Origin of the sequence: Streptomyces sp. NPDC058001, assembly GCF_042886315.1 — a bacterium.
In the GTDB taxonomy this organism is placed as follows: Bacteria; Actinomycetota; Actinomycetes; order Streptomycetales; family Streptomycetaceae; genus Streptomyces.
In genome coordinates, this window is sequence record NZ_JBHVQT010000021.1 from 19,018 (window position 1) to 34,449 (window position 15,432).

General features: G+C 65.6%; 18 protein-coding genes. 9 read left to right on the forward strand and 9 right to left on the reverse strand.

Annotated features, from left to right (window positions below):
* Nucleotides 1-19: 19 nt before the first annotated feature.
* From ACFVT5_RS39190 to ACFVT5_RS39215, 6 genes are all read right to left on the reverse strand, one after another.
* Nucleotides 20-766, reverse strand: coding sequence for a GPP34 family phosphoprotein (locus ACFVT5_RS39190; RefSeq protein WP_389898419.1), 747 nt, complete (start codon nucleotides 764-766; stop codon nucleotides 20-22).
* 344 nt (nucleotides 767-1,110) lie between these two features.
* The gene (locus ACFVT5_RS39195) at nucleotides 1,111-1,953 is read right to left on the reverse strand and encodes an alpha/beta fold hydrolase (RefSeq protein ID WP_389898421.1); all 843 of its coding nucleotides are present in this window, start codon (nucleotides 1,951-1,953) and stop codon (nucleotides 1,111-1,113) included.
* Nucleotides 1,954-2,089: 136 nt separating this feature from the next.
* Entirely contained in the window at nucleotides 2,090-3,397 is a 1,308-nt protein-coding gene (locus ACFVT5_RS39200; protein WP_389898423.1) for a glutaminase, read from the reverse strand.
* Nucleotides 3,398-3,520: 123 nt separating this feature from the next.
* Complete coding sequence (locus tag ACFVT5_RS39205; protein WP_389898426.1) at nucleotides 3,521-3,877, reverse strand: GNAT family N-acetyltransferase; 357 nt, start codon at nucleotides 3,875-3,877, stop codon at nucleotides 3,521-3,523.
* A gap of 112 nt (nucleotides 3,878-3,989) precedes the next feature.
* Nucleotides 3,990-4,658, reverse strand: a complete 669-nt coding sequence (locus ACFVT5_RS39210) for an NADPH-dependent F420 reductase (protein ID WP_389898427.1) — start codon at nucleotides 4,656-4,658, stop codon at nucleotides 3,990-3,992.
* A complete protein-coding gene (locus tag ACFVT5_RS39215) occupies nucleotides 4,655-5,725 on the reverse strand; it encodes an LLM class flavin-dependent oxidoreductase (RefSeq protein WP_389898648.1) in 1,071 nt (356 codons plus the stop codon). The genes ACFVT5_RS39210 and ACFVT5_RS39215 overlap by 4 nt, the downstream gene beginning before the upstream one ends.
* 511 nt (nucleotides 5,726-6,236) lie before the next feature.
* On the opposite strand from ACFVT5_RS39215, the gene ACFVT5_RS39220 reads away from it, so the two are divergent.
* The 5 genes from ACFVT5_RS39220 to ACFVT5_RS39240 all read left to right on the forward strand — a co-directional run bounded on the left by ACFVT5_RS39220 (nucleotide 6,237) and on the right by ACFVT5_RS39240 (nucleotide 9,568).
* Complete coding sequence (locus ACFVT5_RS39220) at nucleotides 6,237-6,860, forward strand: LysE family translocator (protein WP_389898429.1); 624 nt, start codon at nucleotides 6,237-6,239, stop codon at nucleotides 6,858-6,860.
* A 74-nt stretch (nucleotides 6,861-6,934) separates the two neighbouring features.
* Entirely contained in the window at nucleotides 6,935-7,231 is a 297-nt protein-coding gene (locus tag ACFVT5_RS39225; RefSeq protein WP_389898431.1) for an SDR family NAD(P)-dependent oxidoreductase, read from the forward strand.
* A 154-nt stretch (nucleotides 7,232-7,385) separates the two neighbouring features.
* Nucleotides 7,386-8,648, forward strand: coding sequence for a serine hydrolase domain-containing protein (locus ACFVT5_RS39230; protein WP_389898434.1), 1,263 nt, complete (start codon nucleotides 7,386-7,388; stop codon nucleotides 8,646-8,648).
* Between the two features lie 210 nt (nucleotides 8,649-8,858).
* Nucleotides 8,859-9,170, forward strand: a complete 312-nt coding sequence (locus tag ACFVT5_RS39235; RefSeq protein WP_389898436.1) for a hypothetical protein — start codon at nucleotides 8,859-8,861, stop codon at nucleotides 9,168-9,170.
* A gap of 2 nt (nucleotides 9,171-9,172) precedes the next feature.
* Nucleotides 9,173-9,568: a nuclear transport factor 2 family protein gene (locus ACFVT5_RS39240; RefSeq protein ID WP_389898439.1), complete on the forward strand. Its 396-nt coding sequence runs from the start codon at nucleotides 9,173-9,175 to the stop codon at nucleotides 9,566-9,568.
* 395 nt (nucleotides 9,569-9,963) lie between these two features.
* Here ACFVT5_RS39240 and ACFVT5_RS39245 read toward each other — a convergent pair whose 3' ends face one another.
* Nucleotides 9,964-10,431 (reverse strand): MarR family winged helix-turn-helix transcriptional regulator, encoded by a 468-nt coding sequence (locus tag ACFVT5_RS39245; protein WP_389898441.1) that lies wholly within the window; start codon nucleotides 10,429-10,431, stop codon nucleotides 9,964-9,966.
* 219 nt (nucleotides 10,432-10,650) lie between these two features.
* Here ACFVT5_RS39245 and ACFVT5_RS39250 point away from each other — a divergent pair, with 219 nt between their 5' ends.
* The 3 genes from ACFVT5_RS39250 to ACFVT5_RS39260 are packed head-to-tail and all read left to right on the forward strand — an operon-like array spanning nucleotide 10,651 to nucleotide 12,376.
* Nucleotides 10,651-10,959, forward strand: coding sequence for a GNAT family N-acetyltransferase (locus ACFVT5_RS39250; protein WP_389898444.1), 309 nt, complete (start codon nucleotides 10,651-10,653; stop codon nucleotides 10,957-10,959).
* Between the two features lie 32 nt (nucleotides 10,960-10,991).
* Nucleotides 10,992-11,402 (forward strand): (4Fe-4S)-binding protein, encoded by a 411-nt coding sequence (locus tag ACFVT5_RS39255; protein ID WP_389898446.1) that lies wholly within the window; start codon nucleotides 10,992-10,994, stop codon nucleotides 11,400-11,402.
* A gap of 53 nt (nucleotides 11,403-11,455) precedes the next feature.
* Nucleotides 11,456-12,376 (forward strand): NADP-dependent oxidoreductase, encoded by a 921-nt coding sequence (locus tag ACFVT5_RS39260; RefSeq protein WP_389898448.1) that lies wholly within the window; start codon nucleotides 11,456-11,458, stop codon nucleotides 12,374-12,376.
* Between the two features lie 15 nt (nucleotides 12,377-12,391).
* Here ACFVT5_RS39260 and ACFVT5_RS39265 read toward each other — a convergent pair whose 3' ends face one another.
* A complete protein-coding gene (locus ACFVT5_RS39265) occupies nucleotides 12,392-12,820 on the reverse strand; it encodes a MarR family winged helix-turn-helix transcriptional regulator (protein WP_389898450.1) in 429 nt (142 codons plus the stop codon).
* Between the two features lie 107 nt (nucleotides 12,821-12,927).
* Here ACFVT5_RS39265 and ACFVT5_RS39270 point away from each other — a divergent pair, with 107 nt between their 5' ends.
* A complete protein-coding gene (locus ACFVT5_RS39270; protein ID WP_389898452.1) occupies nucleotides 12,928-13,842 on the forward strand; it encodes an alpha/beta hydrolase in 915 nt (304 codons plus the stop codon).
* Between the two features lie 585 nt (nucleotides 13,843-14,427).
* Here ACFVT5_RS39270 and ACFVT5_RS39275 read toward each other — a convergent pair.
* Nucleotides 14,428-15,360, reverse strand: coding sequence for a zinc-binding dehydrogenase (locus ACFVT5_RS39275; RefSeq protein ID WP_389898454.1), 933 nt, complete (start codon nucleotides 15,358-15,360; stop codon nucleotides 14,428-14,430).
* Nucleotides 15,361-15,432 lie beyond the last annotated feature (72 nt).

Consider the following 15,432-nt stretch of genomic DNA (forward strand, 5'->3'; position numbering starts at 1 on the left):
ACTACGCATTGGCGCACACTCACTGATGTGACGACGCTGCGGCGGCTGTGGTGATGACGCTGTTGACGATGACGGCGGTCATGGTGCGTGTGACCGCTTCGCTGGTGGCTCCGGCACCCCAGTTGCCGCGTTCCAGCTCCTGAGCACGGTTGATCACCGCCGAGGTCCAGGGGATCTGCGGGTCGAACTGGGGGAGCGCACCGCTGGCCCAGATCAGAGCCGCGAGTGCGGCGGTGCGAGCGGTTGGCTCCGTACCGTCGACAAGGACGTCACGGACTTCTTTGAGGAGGCCGGCCCGACGGCCGTTCTGGCTGTCCTTGAGGACGGTCATGTTGAAGAAACCGAGTACCTTGCGGTTGTCCCTGCGAATGTCGCCGCGTGCGATGAGGCGTTCCAACAGGGGTTGACGGAGTCTCGGACCGATCGCGGGGAGCACCGTCTGCACGCCACGCGGTTTGTCCGACACATACTCCCAGGCGGAGACGAGGATCTCATCCGACGGCGGCGGCTTCTCCCGGACGGCTTCCACGTTGATGGACCCAGTCCGGGTTGTCGTCATGGCTACGGATTCGTGAAGGGCAAGGTCCGCGAGGACAGCCCCGGCGAGCACGTAGAAGAGAGTGTTCTCGCCTGCGATGACTCCGGACTCGGGTTGAAAGAGCAGAAGCAGGAGGTCCTCGGGCAGGATCGGGGAGTCAGGGCTATTCGCCGTCCAGGGTGTCTTTGCCCTTGCCTCGATGGATGGTTCGTCAGGCTGCTGAGTCATTTGTCGGTAACTTCTCCTGTGGTGTGAACCGCCGTCTTTCCTCTTTTAGTTCCTCGGCTCCCGCACTACACCCGTCTCTGCCGGGATGGTTGGATCTGTGAACAACGAGGCTTCGGTGGCGTGTTCGGCGTTCTCATCAAGCGGTGTCCACGACTCGTACGTGGACCGCTCCAGGGGCAGGGGTTTGCCGGCCGCGACGCCCGCCACAAGGCTTCCCGCCCCGCGTTCGAGGGGCGTATGTGGCGCCTCAACATCAGTTCGGCGCCACATACGCCCCTCATCGGCGGCGATGACGCGGTTCCGCGTCATGAGGAGCCGTCAGGAGAACAGCCGGTCATCCACCGTCACTTCGAGAGGAAGTCGCGCAGCGCGGCGTTGACCTCGTCGGCGTGGGTCCAGAGCAGGCCGTGCGGCGCTCCTTCGATCTCGACGTAGTCGGCCTGGGGGAGTGCCTTGTGGAATCGGCGCGCAGTGACGTCGATCGGGAGGATGTTGTCCTTTGTTCCGTGCAGGATCAGTGCGGGCTTGCCGCTCGCGCGGACATCCTCGACGTCGGCGCGGAAGTCCTCGATCCATGCCGGTACCACAGCGTACGCAGCCACCGGAGCGCTGCGGATCGCGACGTTCCAGCTACCGGTCACGACCTCCTCGCTGATACGCGTGCCGAGGTTCTCGTCGAGGTTGTAGAAGTCCGCGTAGAACTGCTTGTACCAGGCGTACCGATCCGCCTTCGCGGTCGCGGCGATGCCGTCGAAGACCTCTTGCGGCACCCCGTCGGGGTTGTCGTCGCGGGCGACGAGAAACGGTTCGAGCGAGGCGAGGAAGGCGAGCTTCGCGACACGCTCATGACCGTAGCGGCTCACGTAGCGGGCGAGTTCGCCGGTGCCCATCGAGAAACCGACAAGGACGACATCCCGCAGGTCGAGGGTCTCAAGGACCGTGTTCAGGTCAGCGGCGAAGGTGTCGTAGTCGTAACCGGAGTTCACCTTCGACGACTGGCCGAAGCCACGACGGTCATAGGTGATGACCCGATAGCCCTGGGCCAACAGCTCGCGTGTCTGACGTTCCCAGCTGTGCCCGTTCAGTGGGTAGCCGTGGATCAGGACGACCGGCTGCCCGGAACCCTGATCCTCGTAGTAGATCTCGATCGGCGTACTGTTCTCCGTGCCGACGGTGATGTAACCCATGACGTCTTTCCCTTCCGGCCGGCGAGACGAACGCCGGCCCATATCTGTATGTGGAAACTGTGGGTTGTCGGAGGCGGGTCAGAGCCTCGCTGTTCCGCATCGGCCTGCGGCGGGGCGCGAATTCCGCCCTGCGGGTTCAACTGCCCTGACCTCCTCCCGCGATCGCGGCGTGCAGGTCAGCGTGATCCACGGTGTCCACGAGTGTGACTCGGCCACCATCGCCGGGATCGGGATCGGGCATGATCGATTCTGGGTCGACGAGGTAGACTTCGTGACCGTCCAGCGTCAGCCGGCGTGCGACCTCCAGCAGCACGCGCCGTGCCACGTCGTCGATCGAATGGACCCTTGTCAGGTCCAAAGCCACCCTGACGTCCGAACGCGAGATGTCCATGGCTTCCCGAACAACTCTCTCGGCTCCGGCAAAGCCGATGCCACCTTGCAGTTGCAGGACCCGGAGCGCGTTCGGTCCGCTGCCAACGACGTGGTTGGACCGCAGGACGGCACGCGCGGCGGCGGGGACCTCCATCACATGCAGACCCATGTCTGAAGAGAATCGTTCGAACAGTGACACCCCGCGAACACTGTTCCCGTGACGATCCAGTCGTGGTGAGAACGTGGCAATGCCGATCTGTCCGGGGAGTGCGCCGATCAGACCTCCGGCCACCCCGCTCTTTGCCGGAATACCGACCTGGGTCGCCCAGTCACCAGCGGCGTCATACATTCCACAGCTGAACATGACGCTCAGCACCTGACGCACCACCGGTTCCGGCACCACCTGCTCACCCGAGAGAGGGTTTGTCCCGCGGTTGGCCAACGTCGCGGCCATCATGGCCAGATCTCGCGTGGTGACGAGCACGGAACACTGGCGGGTGTAACCGTCCACGATGGTCCTTGGGTCCTCGGTGAGGACGTTGTGACTGCGGAGCATGTGGGCAATGGCGAGGTTGCGGTGCGCGTGCTCCATCTCTGACGCGCATACCGCCTCATCCACCTTCAGTCGACGACCGGCGAACGCCGAGAGGCCGTGGAGCACACGTTCCACACGCTCTGTCGGCTTCAGGTCCTCCGCGCCCGCCAGCGAGTGAACGGTGATCGCACCGGCGTTGATCATGGGATTGAGAGGGCGCCCTGTATCGCTTTCGAGTGAGATCTGGTTGAACGCCTCTCCGGACGGCTCGACACCGACTTTGGCGAGCACAGGTTCGAATCCGCGATCAGACAAGGCCAGCGCATAAATGAACGGCTTGGAGATCGATTGGATGGTGAATTCGATATCGATGTCACCGGCACCGTAGACCTCCCCTCCAATCATGGCAAAGGCCGCACCGAGGCGCTCGGGGTCCGCTGCTGCCAGCTCAGGGATGTATCCCGCCGGCTCTCCGGACGTGTCCGACTCCACATCTCTCAGTACCTCGGCCAGATAGTCGGGAATGATTGGCCGCATTCGTCCTCCATGCATCATTGCAGTCCTCGCGCTGTGAGAACCGCGTTGCATCCGCCCTGGCGTCAGGCTGCACCTGGCGGAGCTTCACGACGTCACATTGTCGATGCAACCAGGGAGATGACGTCACGCTTCGCCGAGCGCGGCGCGCGTGATCACTCCTATGTCGTCAGGTATCGGCTGGCGGAACACACCACCGTTCGCGACGAATTCGTCGCCATGCGCTCGCAGATGGCGGGCGAACATCGGGCACAACGGCACGACGGTGGCGCTCTCGCGAATGCTGTCCGTGAGTGCCTTGTTCACCAGCAGCGCAACCAGATCACGTCCACCGAAACCCTGGCAAACCTCGGTATGGAAAAATATCCGTTCTTCGCTTGCGCCAGGTATGACGACGAAGTCGGCCGTGCCGAGGGGTGTTTCGTCGGCGCGAATAACTGTGTAGGAGTTGATCGGGCTGGCGAGGTCGAGCTCGACCGTCACGGACGCACCCGTGTTGTCAGTCAATCCTTGATTCATCTGACTGTCCTTCTTCGGAGGGCGTCACGGGGTGGCCACAGTTCTCCGGTCCGGCCGAGGTGTTTCTGTTTTTCTGTTACGAGTGCTCAAAAAGCCTTGTCGGAGCAGGGGTGGCGGTAAGCACGCGAAGCTGGTCGGCGTCGACATTGGCTCCGAAGGCGGGGGTTCCGGGCTCAAGCCGGACGCCCGCTGCGAGGTCGCCGATGGTGAGTGGGTCGAATCCGAGACTGTCGATCAGAGCAGACACGACGGCGAGATCATCGGGCGAGTCACCAGCGATCGCGATGGCCTTACGTCCGCCGCCGCCGGCTGGACGAGCCCCGTCTTCGAGGTCGTGGTAGCCCATATGGTTGAGGGCTTTCACGACACGTGCGCCCGTCAGGAACCGCTGAACGACTTCGCTCGAAGAGGTGTCGGGCGGAAGGATCGCGTCGCGGGAACCATCGACCTCCCACCAGTGGTTCATCGCGTCGATGACCAGCTTTCCCTCCAGCTTCGGTACTGGGAGGTCGCGGTGTTTGCCGAGCGGGAGAGCCAGGACCACCACGTCGGCTGCGTCCGCGGCCTGGACCGGCCACACGGCGGTCGCTCCGGGAGTGAGGATTTTGGCGGTAAGCGCGATCTTGGAAGGGTCACCGGACCCGGAGATCAGGACTCGATAGCCGGCGGCGACCGCCAGGCGCGCCAGGACGGTGCCGACTTTCCCGGCTCCCAGGATCCCGACAGTGATGACAGGGTTGGTCATCGCGTGGCTCCCGCCGTGGCCGCGGGCTGCTCGGCCAGAAGCTCGCGGACCCGAGGGATGACCTTGGTGCCGTACAGCTCGACCGAACGCAGGCGTGCGGAGGCCGAAACGGTGCCGGCGGCGGAGTAAATCATGTCGAACCGGCCCGCGTTCAGGACCCGGATGGCATGAGCGATCTTGGTCGCGACCGTCTCGACCGAGCCGACGTACAGCGACCCGCGGTCCACCTCGGCGTCGAATTCTTCCCGGCGGAGCGGCGGCCAGCCGCGCTGCCCCCCGATCCGGTCGCGGATCTCCTTGTACCCAGGGTAGAAGAGCTCCTTTGCCTCTTCGTCAGTGGAGGCGACGAAGCCGGGCGAATGCGTTCCGATCGACTGTGCGGTCGTGCCGAACTCCTGGCTGGCACGCCGGTACAGATCCACGTAGGGAGCGAACCGGTCGGGGGCGCCGCCGATGATCGCGAGCATGAGCCGGAAGCCGTATTGAGCGGTGCGGATCACGGACTGCGGTGTCCCGCCCACCCCTACCCAGGTGTTGAGACGTCCCGAATCCGTCTTCGGGTACACGTCCGCATTGTGCAGGGCGGCGCGCGTGGTGCCTTCCCAGGTGATAGGCGTCTCGTCCAGGAGCCGATGGAAAAGGTCGATCTTCTCCTCGAACAACACCTCGTAGTCCTTCAGGTCGTACCCGAACAGGGGGAACGACTCGGTGAAGGAACCGCGTCCCAGGATCACCTCGGCGCGGCCGTTGGAGAGCGCGTCGACCGTGGCGAACCGCTGGAACACTCGCACCGGGTCGTCCGAGGACAACACCGTCACGCCCGAGGCGAGCCGGATGCGCTTCGTGGCCGTCGCGATGCCCGCCAGTACTGTCTCAGGGCTGGAGATCGCGTACTCGGGTCGGTGGTGCTCGCCCAACGCAACAACGTCGATACCGACTTGGTCGGCAAGGACCGCTTCGGTCACCGCAGCGCGGATCGCCTGCGCGTGCGAGACGATCACGCCCTGGTCGTTTCGGGGCCGGTCTCCGAAGCTGTCGATACCGAACTCAATTTGCGAATCATCCATCGTGTTCACTTCGCTCAACGCTTTCGTTGTGTCGGGGTGTGGTTCGTGACGACCGGGCGGGACGTCCGTCCCGGGCGACCTGCGCGAGTTCCCTACGGTCAAGTCCCGCGCCCACACCACCTCCGCCGATCTAGTTGACATGTAAACCATGACACCCTATGGTTTACATGTCAACTAGATCGTGGCGTGGTGGGTGCAGCTGCACGTCGCCGGTCGGGGTCGCCCCTCTCCAACAGACCCCGGCGGTGCGAGCACTCCCAACCAACGTCACGAAATCCGCGCCCCGCTGTTCAACGACCTCGGCGGGCTGGGCGCTTTTGCGTCGGCGACATCAGCGCGCGCATTATCGAGCTTCTGGACGACGATCAAACCGATTCATCGGTAGCTGCTCTCGATGACGGGTTTTACCGCCACTTCCCCGCCCGTAGCCAGTTCAGCCGACTGTCTATGGCGTGATCAACATCTCGCGGCGCCCGTCCCCAGGATCGGCCACACGCCCGATACTGGGAGTGTGATCTATTGGATGGACTTCCTCCCTTCTGCCGTATTGATATCCGTAATCCCTGGAGCGAACCAGCTGTTGGGCCTGAGTAACGCCATCCGATCCGGCGCTTCCTGGGCTCTTATCGGCATTCTCGCGCGCCTCGCTGCTTTCACTCTGCTGATCGGCATCGTCGTACTGGGTCTTGGCGCGGCCCTCGCACAGTCTCCTGGTCTGCTGACCGTAATAAAATGGTGTGGAATAGCGTACTTGGCCTGGATTGGTGTGGCAGCACTGAGAAGCAAGCCGGAGACCGCTTCAGTCGTCGAGGACGAAGAGGGCCGCACCGATCGATGGCGGATCCCCCGCCAGGAATTTATGGTCGCCATCACCAACCCCAAAGCGCTTCTCCTTTTCGCGGCACTCCTCCCTCAGTTTACGAGCGGCGGACGGGATGCGGAACTGCACATTGCCCTTCTAGGTCTGGCCTATATGGGCGTTGAAGCCGTCATTGGCGGCCTCTACGTTGGAGCCGGGAGGATTCTTCGATGGCGGCTTCGGTCGTATAAGGGATCGATCGCTCGTCGGGTCGACCAGATTTCGGGAATCTGCATCCTCGTGCTTGCGGGTGCGTTGGCTGTGAGCAGTGTTTGACGGCGGTCCGCCTCAGATCAGGTGTTCTGCCGGGCGACTGGACGCAGGCCGCTTACAACGCGACCAAGGGAGCGGTGGCCAACCTGACCAACGCGATGGCCCTCGACCACGGCCGGGAGATCCGGGTCAACGTGGTCCATCCCGGTGTGACGACCAGCCGCGAGGAGATCCGGGCAGCGCTCGCCGAAGGCACCCCGCTGCGCGACCGGTTCGACGAACGTGTGCCCATGGGCCGGCCCGGCGATCCCGCCGAGGTGGCCGCCGTCGTGGCGTTCCTCGCCGGCCCCGGCGCCTCGTACATCAATGGCGCGCACATCGCCGTCGATGGTGGCCTGACCGCGTCCAACGGCCAAACCGATCTCTTCCGCTGACGGGAAGCGACCACGGCTCCACCCTCGTAGGGAGCAGCGTCGCCGCGACCGAATCGGCGACCCCCGCCGTCGGCGTGCAGCTGCGACGCCTCGAATCCACACCAGCAGGTCACCCCACGCACCAGGGTGGGAGCCGCGCAATGAAGGGGAAGTAGTGGTCTTCAAGCTCGATGTACCAGGCCGCATGGTTCGCGGTGACGTGGATGAAGGCTATGGCGCAGTGGCCGACGCCTTTCGCGAGAACTTCGCCGTACGTAACGAGATCGGCGCTGCCTGCGTCGTCTACCACGGCGGGCGGAAGGTCGTGGATCTCTGGGGCGGCTACCGTGACGGCCGCAACCGTCTCCCTTGGGAGGCGGAGACGATGGTGCCGGTCTTCTCGACGTCCAAGGGTGTGGCGGCAGTGGCGCTCGCGGTGTTGCACGCACGTGGTCTGCTCGACCACGATGAGCGTGTGGCGGCCTATTGGCCCGAGTTCGCCGCCGCTGGCAAGGGCGATGTCACCGTCCGTCAGCTGCTCGCCCATCAGGCAGGGCTGGCGGTGATCGACCGGCCACTCGGGCTCAGCGACCTGACTGGCTCCCGCACCCTCGCCACGGCTCTTGCCGAGCAGCGTCCGGCATGGGAGCCGGGCACCCGGCACGGCTACCACGGCCAGTCATTGGGCTGGTACGAGAGCGAACTCATCAGCCGGATCGACCCTGGAAAACGTCGTATCGGTCGGTTCTTCGCCGACGAGGTCGCGACGCCGCTCGGCCTCGACTTCCACTTCGGCCTGCCGCAGGACACTGATCGCGATCGGGTCGCCCGTATCCACGGATTTCGCTCCTGGGAGATGATGCTGCACCTGAGAGCGATGCCGGCATCATTCGTCCGGGCATACGCGAATCCGCGGAGCTTGACCGCCAGGGCGTTCGGCAATCCGCGGGTGCTGGGCACCGTGGAGAACTTCAACCGGCCGGATGTGCAGGCCGCGGAGATTCCGGCGGCCAACGGCGTCGGCCAGGTGCGGTCGATCGCGAAGCTCTACGGTGAGGTGGCAACCGGCGGCGCTGCCCTGGGTCTCACCGATGCCACGATGGACGCGTTGCGCGTCGCTGCCCCACCCCCGACGAACGGACTGTTCGACGAGGTGCTGCGCGTCGAGACGAGGTTCTCCCTGGGGTACGTCAAGCCGTTCCCGGCGTTCAGGTTCGGCTCCGAGTCGGACCGGGCCTTCGGGACGATGGGGCTGGGCGGGTCATTCGCCTTCGCAGACCCGGATACCGGTACGGGCTTCGCGTACGCGATGAACCGCACTGGCTTCCGGCTTTGGGACGATCCTCGTGAAGTGGCCCTGCGGGAGGCGCTCTTCGCGCGGGTCCTCGGCGAGCGGCCTCAGCGGCCCGACCCGGCCTCCAGCCGTTCTGGCCACTGACTCGCGGGGTGTGCGTCCACGGCGGCGAACAGCGTCTGAGGATTGCCAACCAGGTCGAACGCCGCTCACTGCGGGGTCCACCGTCTGACGTGAGCGGCCCCACAAGCACTTGAGTGTGTTCCGTGTCTCAGAAGACTTGCGCAAACATCCCAGTGAGTTGAAACTTCAACTCACTATCGAGGATGTGATCCTCTGTCTGGAGGACGTGTCATGACCAAGCAACTGACCGGCCGCAGTTACCGCTTCGACCTCGGCGATCTGAAGGTGCGCTTCACCTTCGATTCGCCGACCCAGGGCAGCTTCGTGGTAGTCCACGGTGCGGGGCTCGCCCCTGACGGTCACGCCGAAACGGTTGCTCTGAACCTGCGGGAGATCCGCGAAGGCGTCTATCTGAACTCCTGGACCGAGGCGAGCGGGGCCACGGTGACGCACCTGGAGGACTTTGAAAACGGGACGTTGTATTCCAACGTGACCGTCGACGGCAAGCTCTACCACTTCACCGGAACGATTCAGGAGGCATGACCATGGCCCAGTACACCGCCGCGCAGGACGATCAGGTAAAAGGCAACGTCGACATCGTACTCACCGCCATGCGGGAGTTGTTCGCCGACAAGGACCTCACCGCGATAGATCGATACTGGGCTGAGCCCTACATTCAGCACAGCCCGCAGATGCCCAGTGGGCTCGAAACCCTGCGCAATGTCGTTCCAAACCTGGAGGGCTTCTCCTGGGAGCCGCAGCGGATCGCCGCCCAGGGTGATCTGGTCTTCACCCACAGCATCGTCCACGGCTGGGCCCCGAATCCCGTCGCCATCGTCGACATCTTCCGGCTGGACAACGGACGCATCGTGGAACACTGGGACGTCGTCCAGGACATCGTCTCTCCCGAAAAATCTGCCAACGGCAACACAATGGTGTAGACGCGGGACCTTACGGCCTTGGACCGACTGGCCTTCGGGTAATCGTGCCAACTCTCCCCGACCAAGGGCGGCCGACGGGCGCGGTGCTGGCCGCGACCGCCATCACTACCGATCAACTGCGCGACTGCGTAAGCCAGTTGACGAACCAGGGAGGCTGGTGCCAACGGCGAACGTGGTGCAGGGTGCGGCTACCTCTGTCCTGATCATCGCAAGTTGACAGGTCAACCACGTTGCCCTAGGGTTCTGGGTGAAAGCTCAGCAAACCCTGCCTTCCAGTCCTGGAGTGGGGCGAGAGGAGGGAACCCCCATCGGTCGGCGGCCCGGTGTGTCAGGACGTCCCTTCGGGCCAGCCCAAGCCCGACCTCTCGTGATCCACAGTCGCGTCCCCCGCCCGGTCAGTCCGGCTGCTTCTCCATGTGGTCCAGGACACGCTTGGAGATCCGGCCGAGCGTGCTGAGCTGGTTCGGGGTCAGGGCATCGATGAAAAGGCGGCGGACGTGCTCGACATGCTGGGGTGCGGCCTCTTCGATCGCCTTATAGCCGGCCGGGGTGGCGACGATGAAGGCTCCGCGTCCGTCGTCGGGACACTCCTCCCTGGCCACGAGCCCGCGTTTCGCCATCCGCGTGACCTGGTGGGACATCCGGCTCTTCTCCCACTCCACGAGTTTGGCCAGATCCAGGAAGCGCATCCGCCCGTTGCCTCTTTCGGTGAGGCTGTTGAGCACGACGTAGTCGGCTGCTGACATTCCGGATTCGGCCTGGATGTGTCGTGACAGCCGTCCGATGAGTGTCTCCTGCATTCGGATGAAGCTGTCCCAGGCGGCCTTCTGTTCCGGGTCGAGCCACCGCGGTTGTGCGTCCATGAGGGCAGTCTAACGAAATCGTTGACAGCTCATCTACTGGCGGTGGCGGCGATTCAACCCTCAGTGCGGATCCGGAGGCCGACGCCCCGTGCTCGCTCTGCCCCGCGGATGCCCGCGTCGGGGGTTAAGTTGATGCATCAACCTAATGGAGCTAGGCTGATGTTCTGGCTGACGGGATTCTGCCGAGTTGAGCGGGATCGGACCCCACGAGGAGGACACATGACGGTCGAAGTGAGTGACGTGCCCGAGGCGAAGCGCTACGAGGCCCGTGTCGATGGAGAGTCCAAGGTGGCGGGCGTCGCGGAATACATCCGTACGACGGAACTCGTTGCGTTCGTGCACACCGAGGTAAAGCCGGAGTACGAGGGCGCGGGAGTCGGGTCCGCGCTGGCCCGTACAGCCCTTGACGAGGCACGCGCCGCCAACCTGCGGGTGCTGGCCACCTGCCCCTTCTTCGCGGGCTGGATCAGCCGGCACCCCGAGTACCAGGACCTGTTGTACCAGTCCCGCAGCAAGGTCAGTGACTGAAAAGCCGAGCACGGCAGGAACGGGAGGCAGGCATGAGCGGCGAATCCGAGCAGAAGGCATACCAGACGGAGTCGATCACGGTGACCTTCGAGGCCAGGCGCTGCCTCCACGCCGCCGAATGCGTCCGTGGCCTGCCCGAGGTGTTCGACCCTACGAAGCGACCGTGGATCCAGCCGGAAAAGACTACGGCCGAGCGCCTGGCGGAGGTGGTGCGGCGCTGTCCCTCGGGCGCGCTCCAGTACGAACTCGTGGACGGCGGGGCGGAAACCCCTGACCTGCCCACCACGATCACCCGCAGTGCCACCGGGCAGCTGACCGTGCGCGGGGAGCTGAGTGTGGACACGCCGCAAGGCGCGCGCGCCGAGACCAGGGTCGTGCTGTGCGGCTGCGGGCAGAGCCGCCTCCAGCCGTACTGCGACCACGCGGGGCCCTGCGGTCAGTGACGCGGCCGTGACTGCTTCCCGCATGTGACACCCAAGATCTTGGAGTCGAGCAGATGTCCCTTGCAGTGCAGTTCTCCGAGTACGGCACCCCTGACGTGTTGCGTGTCGTCGATGTTCCGCCGCTCACCGCGGGCCCCGGGCAGGTACGGCTCGCGGTGCGCGCCGCAGGTGTCAATCCGATCGACTGGAAGATCCTGCACGGCTACATGCGCCAGGTGATGCCCGTCGATCTCCCGGGCGGCCTCGGCTCCGACGTGGCCGGTGTAGTCGACCAGGTCGGCGAGGGCGTGACCGCCTTCAGCATCGGTGACGAGGTGCTGGGGGCCTCCCTTACCCCCTCCTACGCGCAGTCGGCGCTCGCTGACCCCGCTGCACTGGTCGCCAAGCCGGCCTCCGTCCCGTGGGAGGTTGCCGCGACTCTGGCCGGTCCGGGTATCACCGCCTGGGAGGTTCTCAACAAGCTGAAGATCTCCACGGGGGAGACGCTGCTGGTCCACGCCGCAGCAGGTGGCGTGGGCACGTTCGCCGTACAGCTGGCCGTCGCTCGCGGTGCGCGTGTCATCGGCACCGCGAGCGAACGCAACCATGAACAGCTCCGCTCCTTCGGTGTGGAACCGGTCACCTATGGCAAGGGCCTGGTCGACCGCGTACGAGCGATTTCCCCCCAGGGCGTCGACGCGGTCCTCGACGCCTCCGGTCGCGGTGAAATCCCGGACTCGATCGAACTCGCCGGCGGTCCGACACGCGTCCTCTCGCTCGTGGCCTTCGACGCCGCGGACACCGGAATCCAGGTGCACATGACCGAGCCGGGAGCGGGGGGTCCCCAAGCGCTCGGTGACATCCTCGCCCTGATCGAGGCGGGACGGCTGCGGATGCCCATCGCGGGTACCTACCCCCTCGACGAGGTTGCGGCGGCATTGGCAGTGAGTCAGTCCGGGCACCTGAGCGGCAAGCTCGTAGTACTCCCGGCGTAGCCTGGGCTCGCGAAATCAGACCTCCGCCCGGTCGGCGGGCGAGAGCATCTCCTGAAGGATGCGCTGCAACTCGGTGCGGTCCTGCGGGGTGATCCTCGCCAGCCTGCGGTCGTACTCCGCCGCCAGGGCCGCAAGCGCACGATCTCGCGCCTCTGTTCCGGCAGAGGTCAGTACGAGGCGGTGACGCCGCAGGTCCGCGTCGTCGATCTCGCGCCGGATGAACCCCTTGGCGACGAGGTTGCGGACGTAGACCGTCACGCTTGCTTTGGGCAGCAACAGTGCCGCCGCGATCTCTGCCGGGTACGGCGACGCGGCCACCTCCGCCAGGACGAAGAACTCCTTCGTCTCCAGCCCGAGATCAGCCAGCTCCTCCGTGCAGGCATCCATCACGACACTCAGCAGCCGCTGGTTCAGCGTCCACAGCTGCGCGCCGTCGACCGACATGCGTCCCCCAACCAGGTGGTACCGTTGCGTATTAGTTCCAAGCTGTACTAGTAGCCTTTTTGTACTGGTGCGGCTATGGAACCATGATCTCACGGAGGGCGCTGTCCATGCTTCAGCACATCACGATCCCGCGCGGACCGATCGAACTCGCCGCCGACCTTCACCTGCCCGACAACTTCGACAGCGCCGCGCGGCTGCGCGCCGTGGTGCTTTCCACGCCCGGCAGCAGCGTGAAGGAGCAGAGCGGCGCGACCTACGCCTCCCGACTTGCCGCCCGCGGCATCGCGGCGCTCGTCTTCGACCCCGCTCACCAAGGGCAGAGCGGAGGCGAGCCCCGGGACCTCGAAGACCCCTACCGCCGCGGTGAGGACATCTCCTACGCCATCGACGCGCTCACCACGACGCCCGGCATCGACCCGCAGCGCATCGGCGTCCTCGGCATCTGCGCCGGCGGCGGCTATGCCGTGCACACCGCCCGCACGGACCACCGCATCAAGGCGGTCGGAACGGTAGTCCCCGGCAACATGGGCACCTCGTTCCGCAGCTTCCAGCCCGACGGCCCGGCCGCCGCACTCGACGCCCTCGCCGACGCGCGCATCGAAGAGGCCCGCTCCGGCGAGATGGCCCGTGTGAACTGGCTGCCCGACACCCTGGAGGACGCCGCGGCAGCCGGTCTGACCGACATCGACACCACCCAGGCCATTACCTACTACCGCACCGAGCGGGGCGGCAACGAGCACTCCACCAACCGCCGCCTCTCGCGCAGCGACTCCCTCCTGCTCGGGTACGACGCGTTCCACCTGGTCGACCAGCTCATGACCCAGCCACTGCAGGTCATCCTCGCCGGACGCACCGGCAACACCGGCTCCTACGAGGCGGGCATGCAGCTGTGGAAGATGGCCCCCAACCCGGTCGACCTCATGGTGATCGCGGGCGCCGGCCACTACGAGATGTACGACGAGCCTGAATACGTCGACGCCGCCGTCGAACGGCTCACCGACTTCTACGTCAACAACCTGTAGGGCATCCAACTCGCTGGAGTCCGCGGCCGCGCGGACCCTGGCCCTTCCCGTCACCCCGGTCGCAGGCATGACGCGTCCCGCGTCGTCGCATAGTTCTCCAACTGCCCCGGGAGATGCGGGGGGAGCGCCCGTCTGGCGAGCGTCCTTGGACCCGATGCCGTTGCCTCTGCTGGAGCCAACGAAGCCGCCTTCGGGCGTCTGGGCAGTGGCCGCGGGTCGGGCAGGAGCGCGATTCCGCGGTGCGGATGGCAGCGTTGGTGGAGATCGGCAGTCATGCGGTGCTGGACGCGGGGCTGGCCAACTGCCGCACTGGGGAAGTCACTCTGGTGGGCCGCCTACCGTGTTCGGCCGGCCCAGGTCACCTCCTCCTGGCCGATCGGGAGTTCCCCGGGGTCCCGTTCACCGGCCCACAAGCCGTCCTCATCACCAGCCCCCACCCACAAACCCGTAACGCAACGGCATTGTGCTACCAGTAAGGGGGAAGCCAGTTCCCCTGACTGCTTCGCTCCCGATGGCCCGGCTCATGACCCGCCGCCTTGCAAGTGCGGTGCCGACGGGGGTTGTGACGGTGTCGATTCCGGCCGGTTACTCAAGATCGAGGACGGCTTTGCCGTGGAGGCGCCGACCAAGCAGAGCCTCCACCGCCTCGGAGTGGCGAGTCCAAGGGCCGCGCCAACTGATGCTCGGATCAAGGCGGCCTGCGGCGACCTCTCCGGCCAGCCAGGTCAGATCGGCGGAGAAGTCAGTGGTGGGGTCGCCCAAGAGGAAGAAGGTGCGGATCGACCGGTCATGCCGGCCTCCGTCGCCCAGCAGGGCATCCGGCGACAGCACCACGTCGGCCTCGGAGGAGCGGCCCACGCTGTAGAGGACGCCGCCGGCCGACAGGGTGGCGAAGGCGTCGACGAGGTACTGTCCGCCGACACTGTCGAGAACCGCAGACACAGGCTGTCGCGCCGCGGACGGCTCGGGGTGGACCTCATGGGCGCCCAGGGCTCGCAGTCCGTCCGCCTGGGCAGGGTCCCGGCTGATGGCAACGACGTGCGCACCCGAGCGGGCGGCCAACTGGACTGCGTAGCGGCCGACACCACCGGAAGCACCGGTGATCATTACACGGCGACCAAGCAGCGATCCCATCCCGCGCAGCACGTGCAGGGCGCTCAGGCCGGCGACGGGGACGGTGCTCAGTGCGCCGGGGTCGGCGTCCTTCGGTGCGGTGCCGAGCCGGGCGGCTGGTACGGCTCGCAGCTCGGCCCAGCCGGTCTCACCGAGGGTGACAACCTTCTCGCCCTCGGTCGGGCCGGAGCCGTCGGCAGCCGCTTGGACGACCACGCCGGCCGCGTCCCAACCGAGCACGGTGCCGACCGGCATCTGCGGACGCGTCGCCTCATGGACTTCACCGAAGTTCAGGGAGACCGCTTTGACCTGCACGAGCGCCTCGTGGGCGGCGGGCCGCGGTGCGGGGATATCCGTCAGTGACAGGTGTCCGGGTGAGGTGTGGTCGACGACGAGTGCGCGCACAGGAAGATACCTTTCACAAAGTGCCACAGTGGAGCGTTTGCCTCAGTAGAGCATATGCGTGACCTTGGCGTG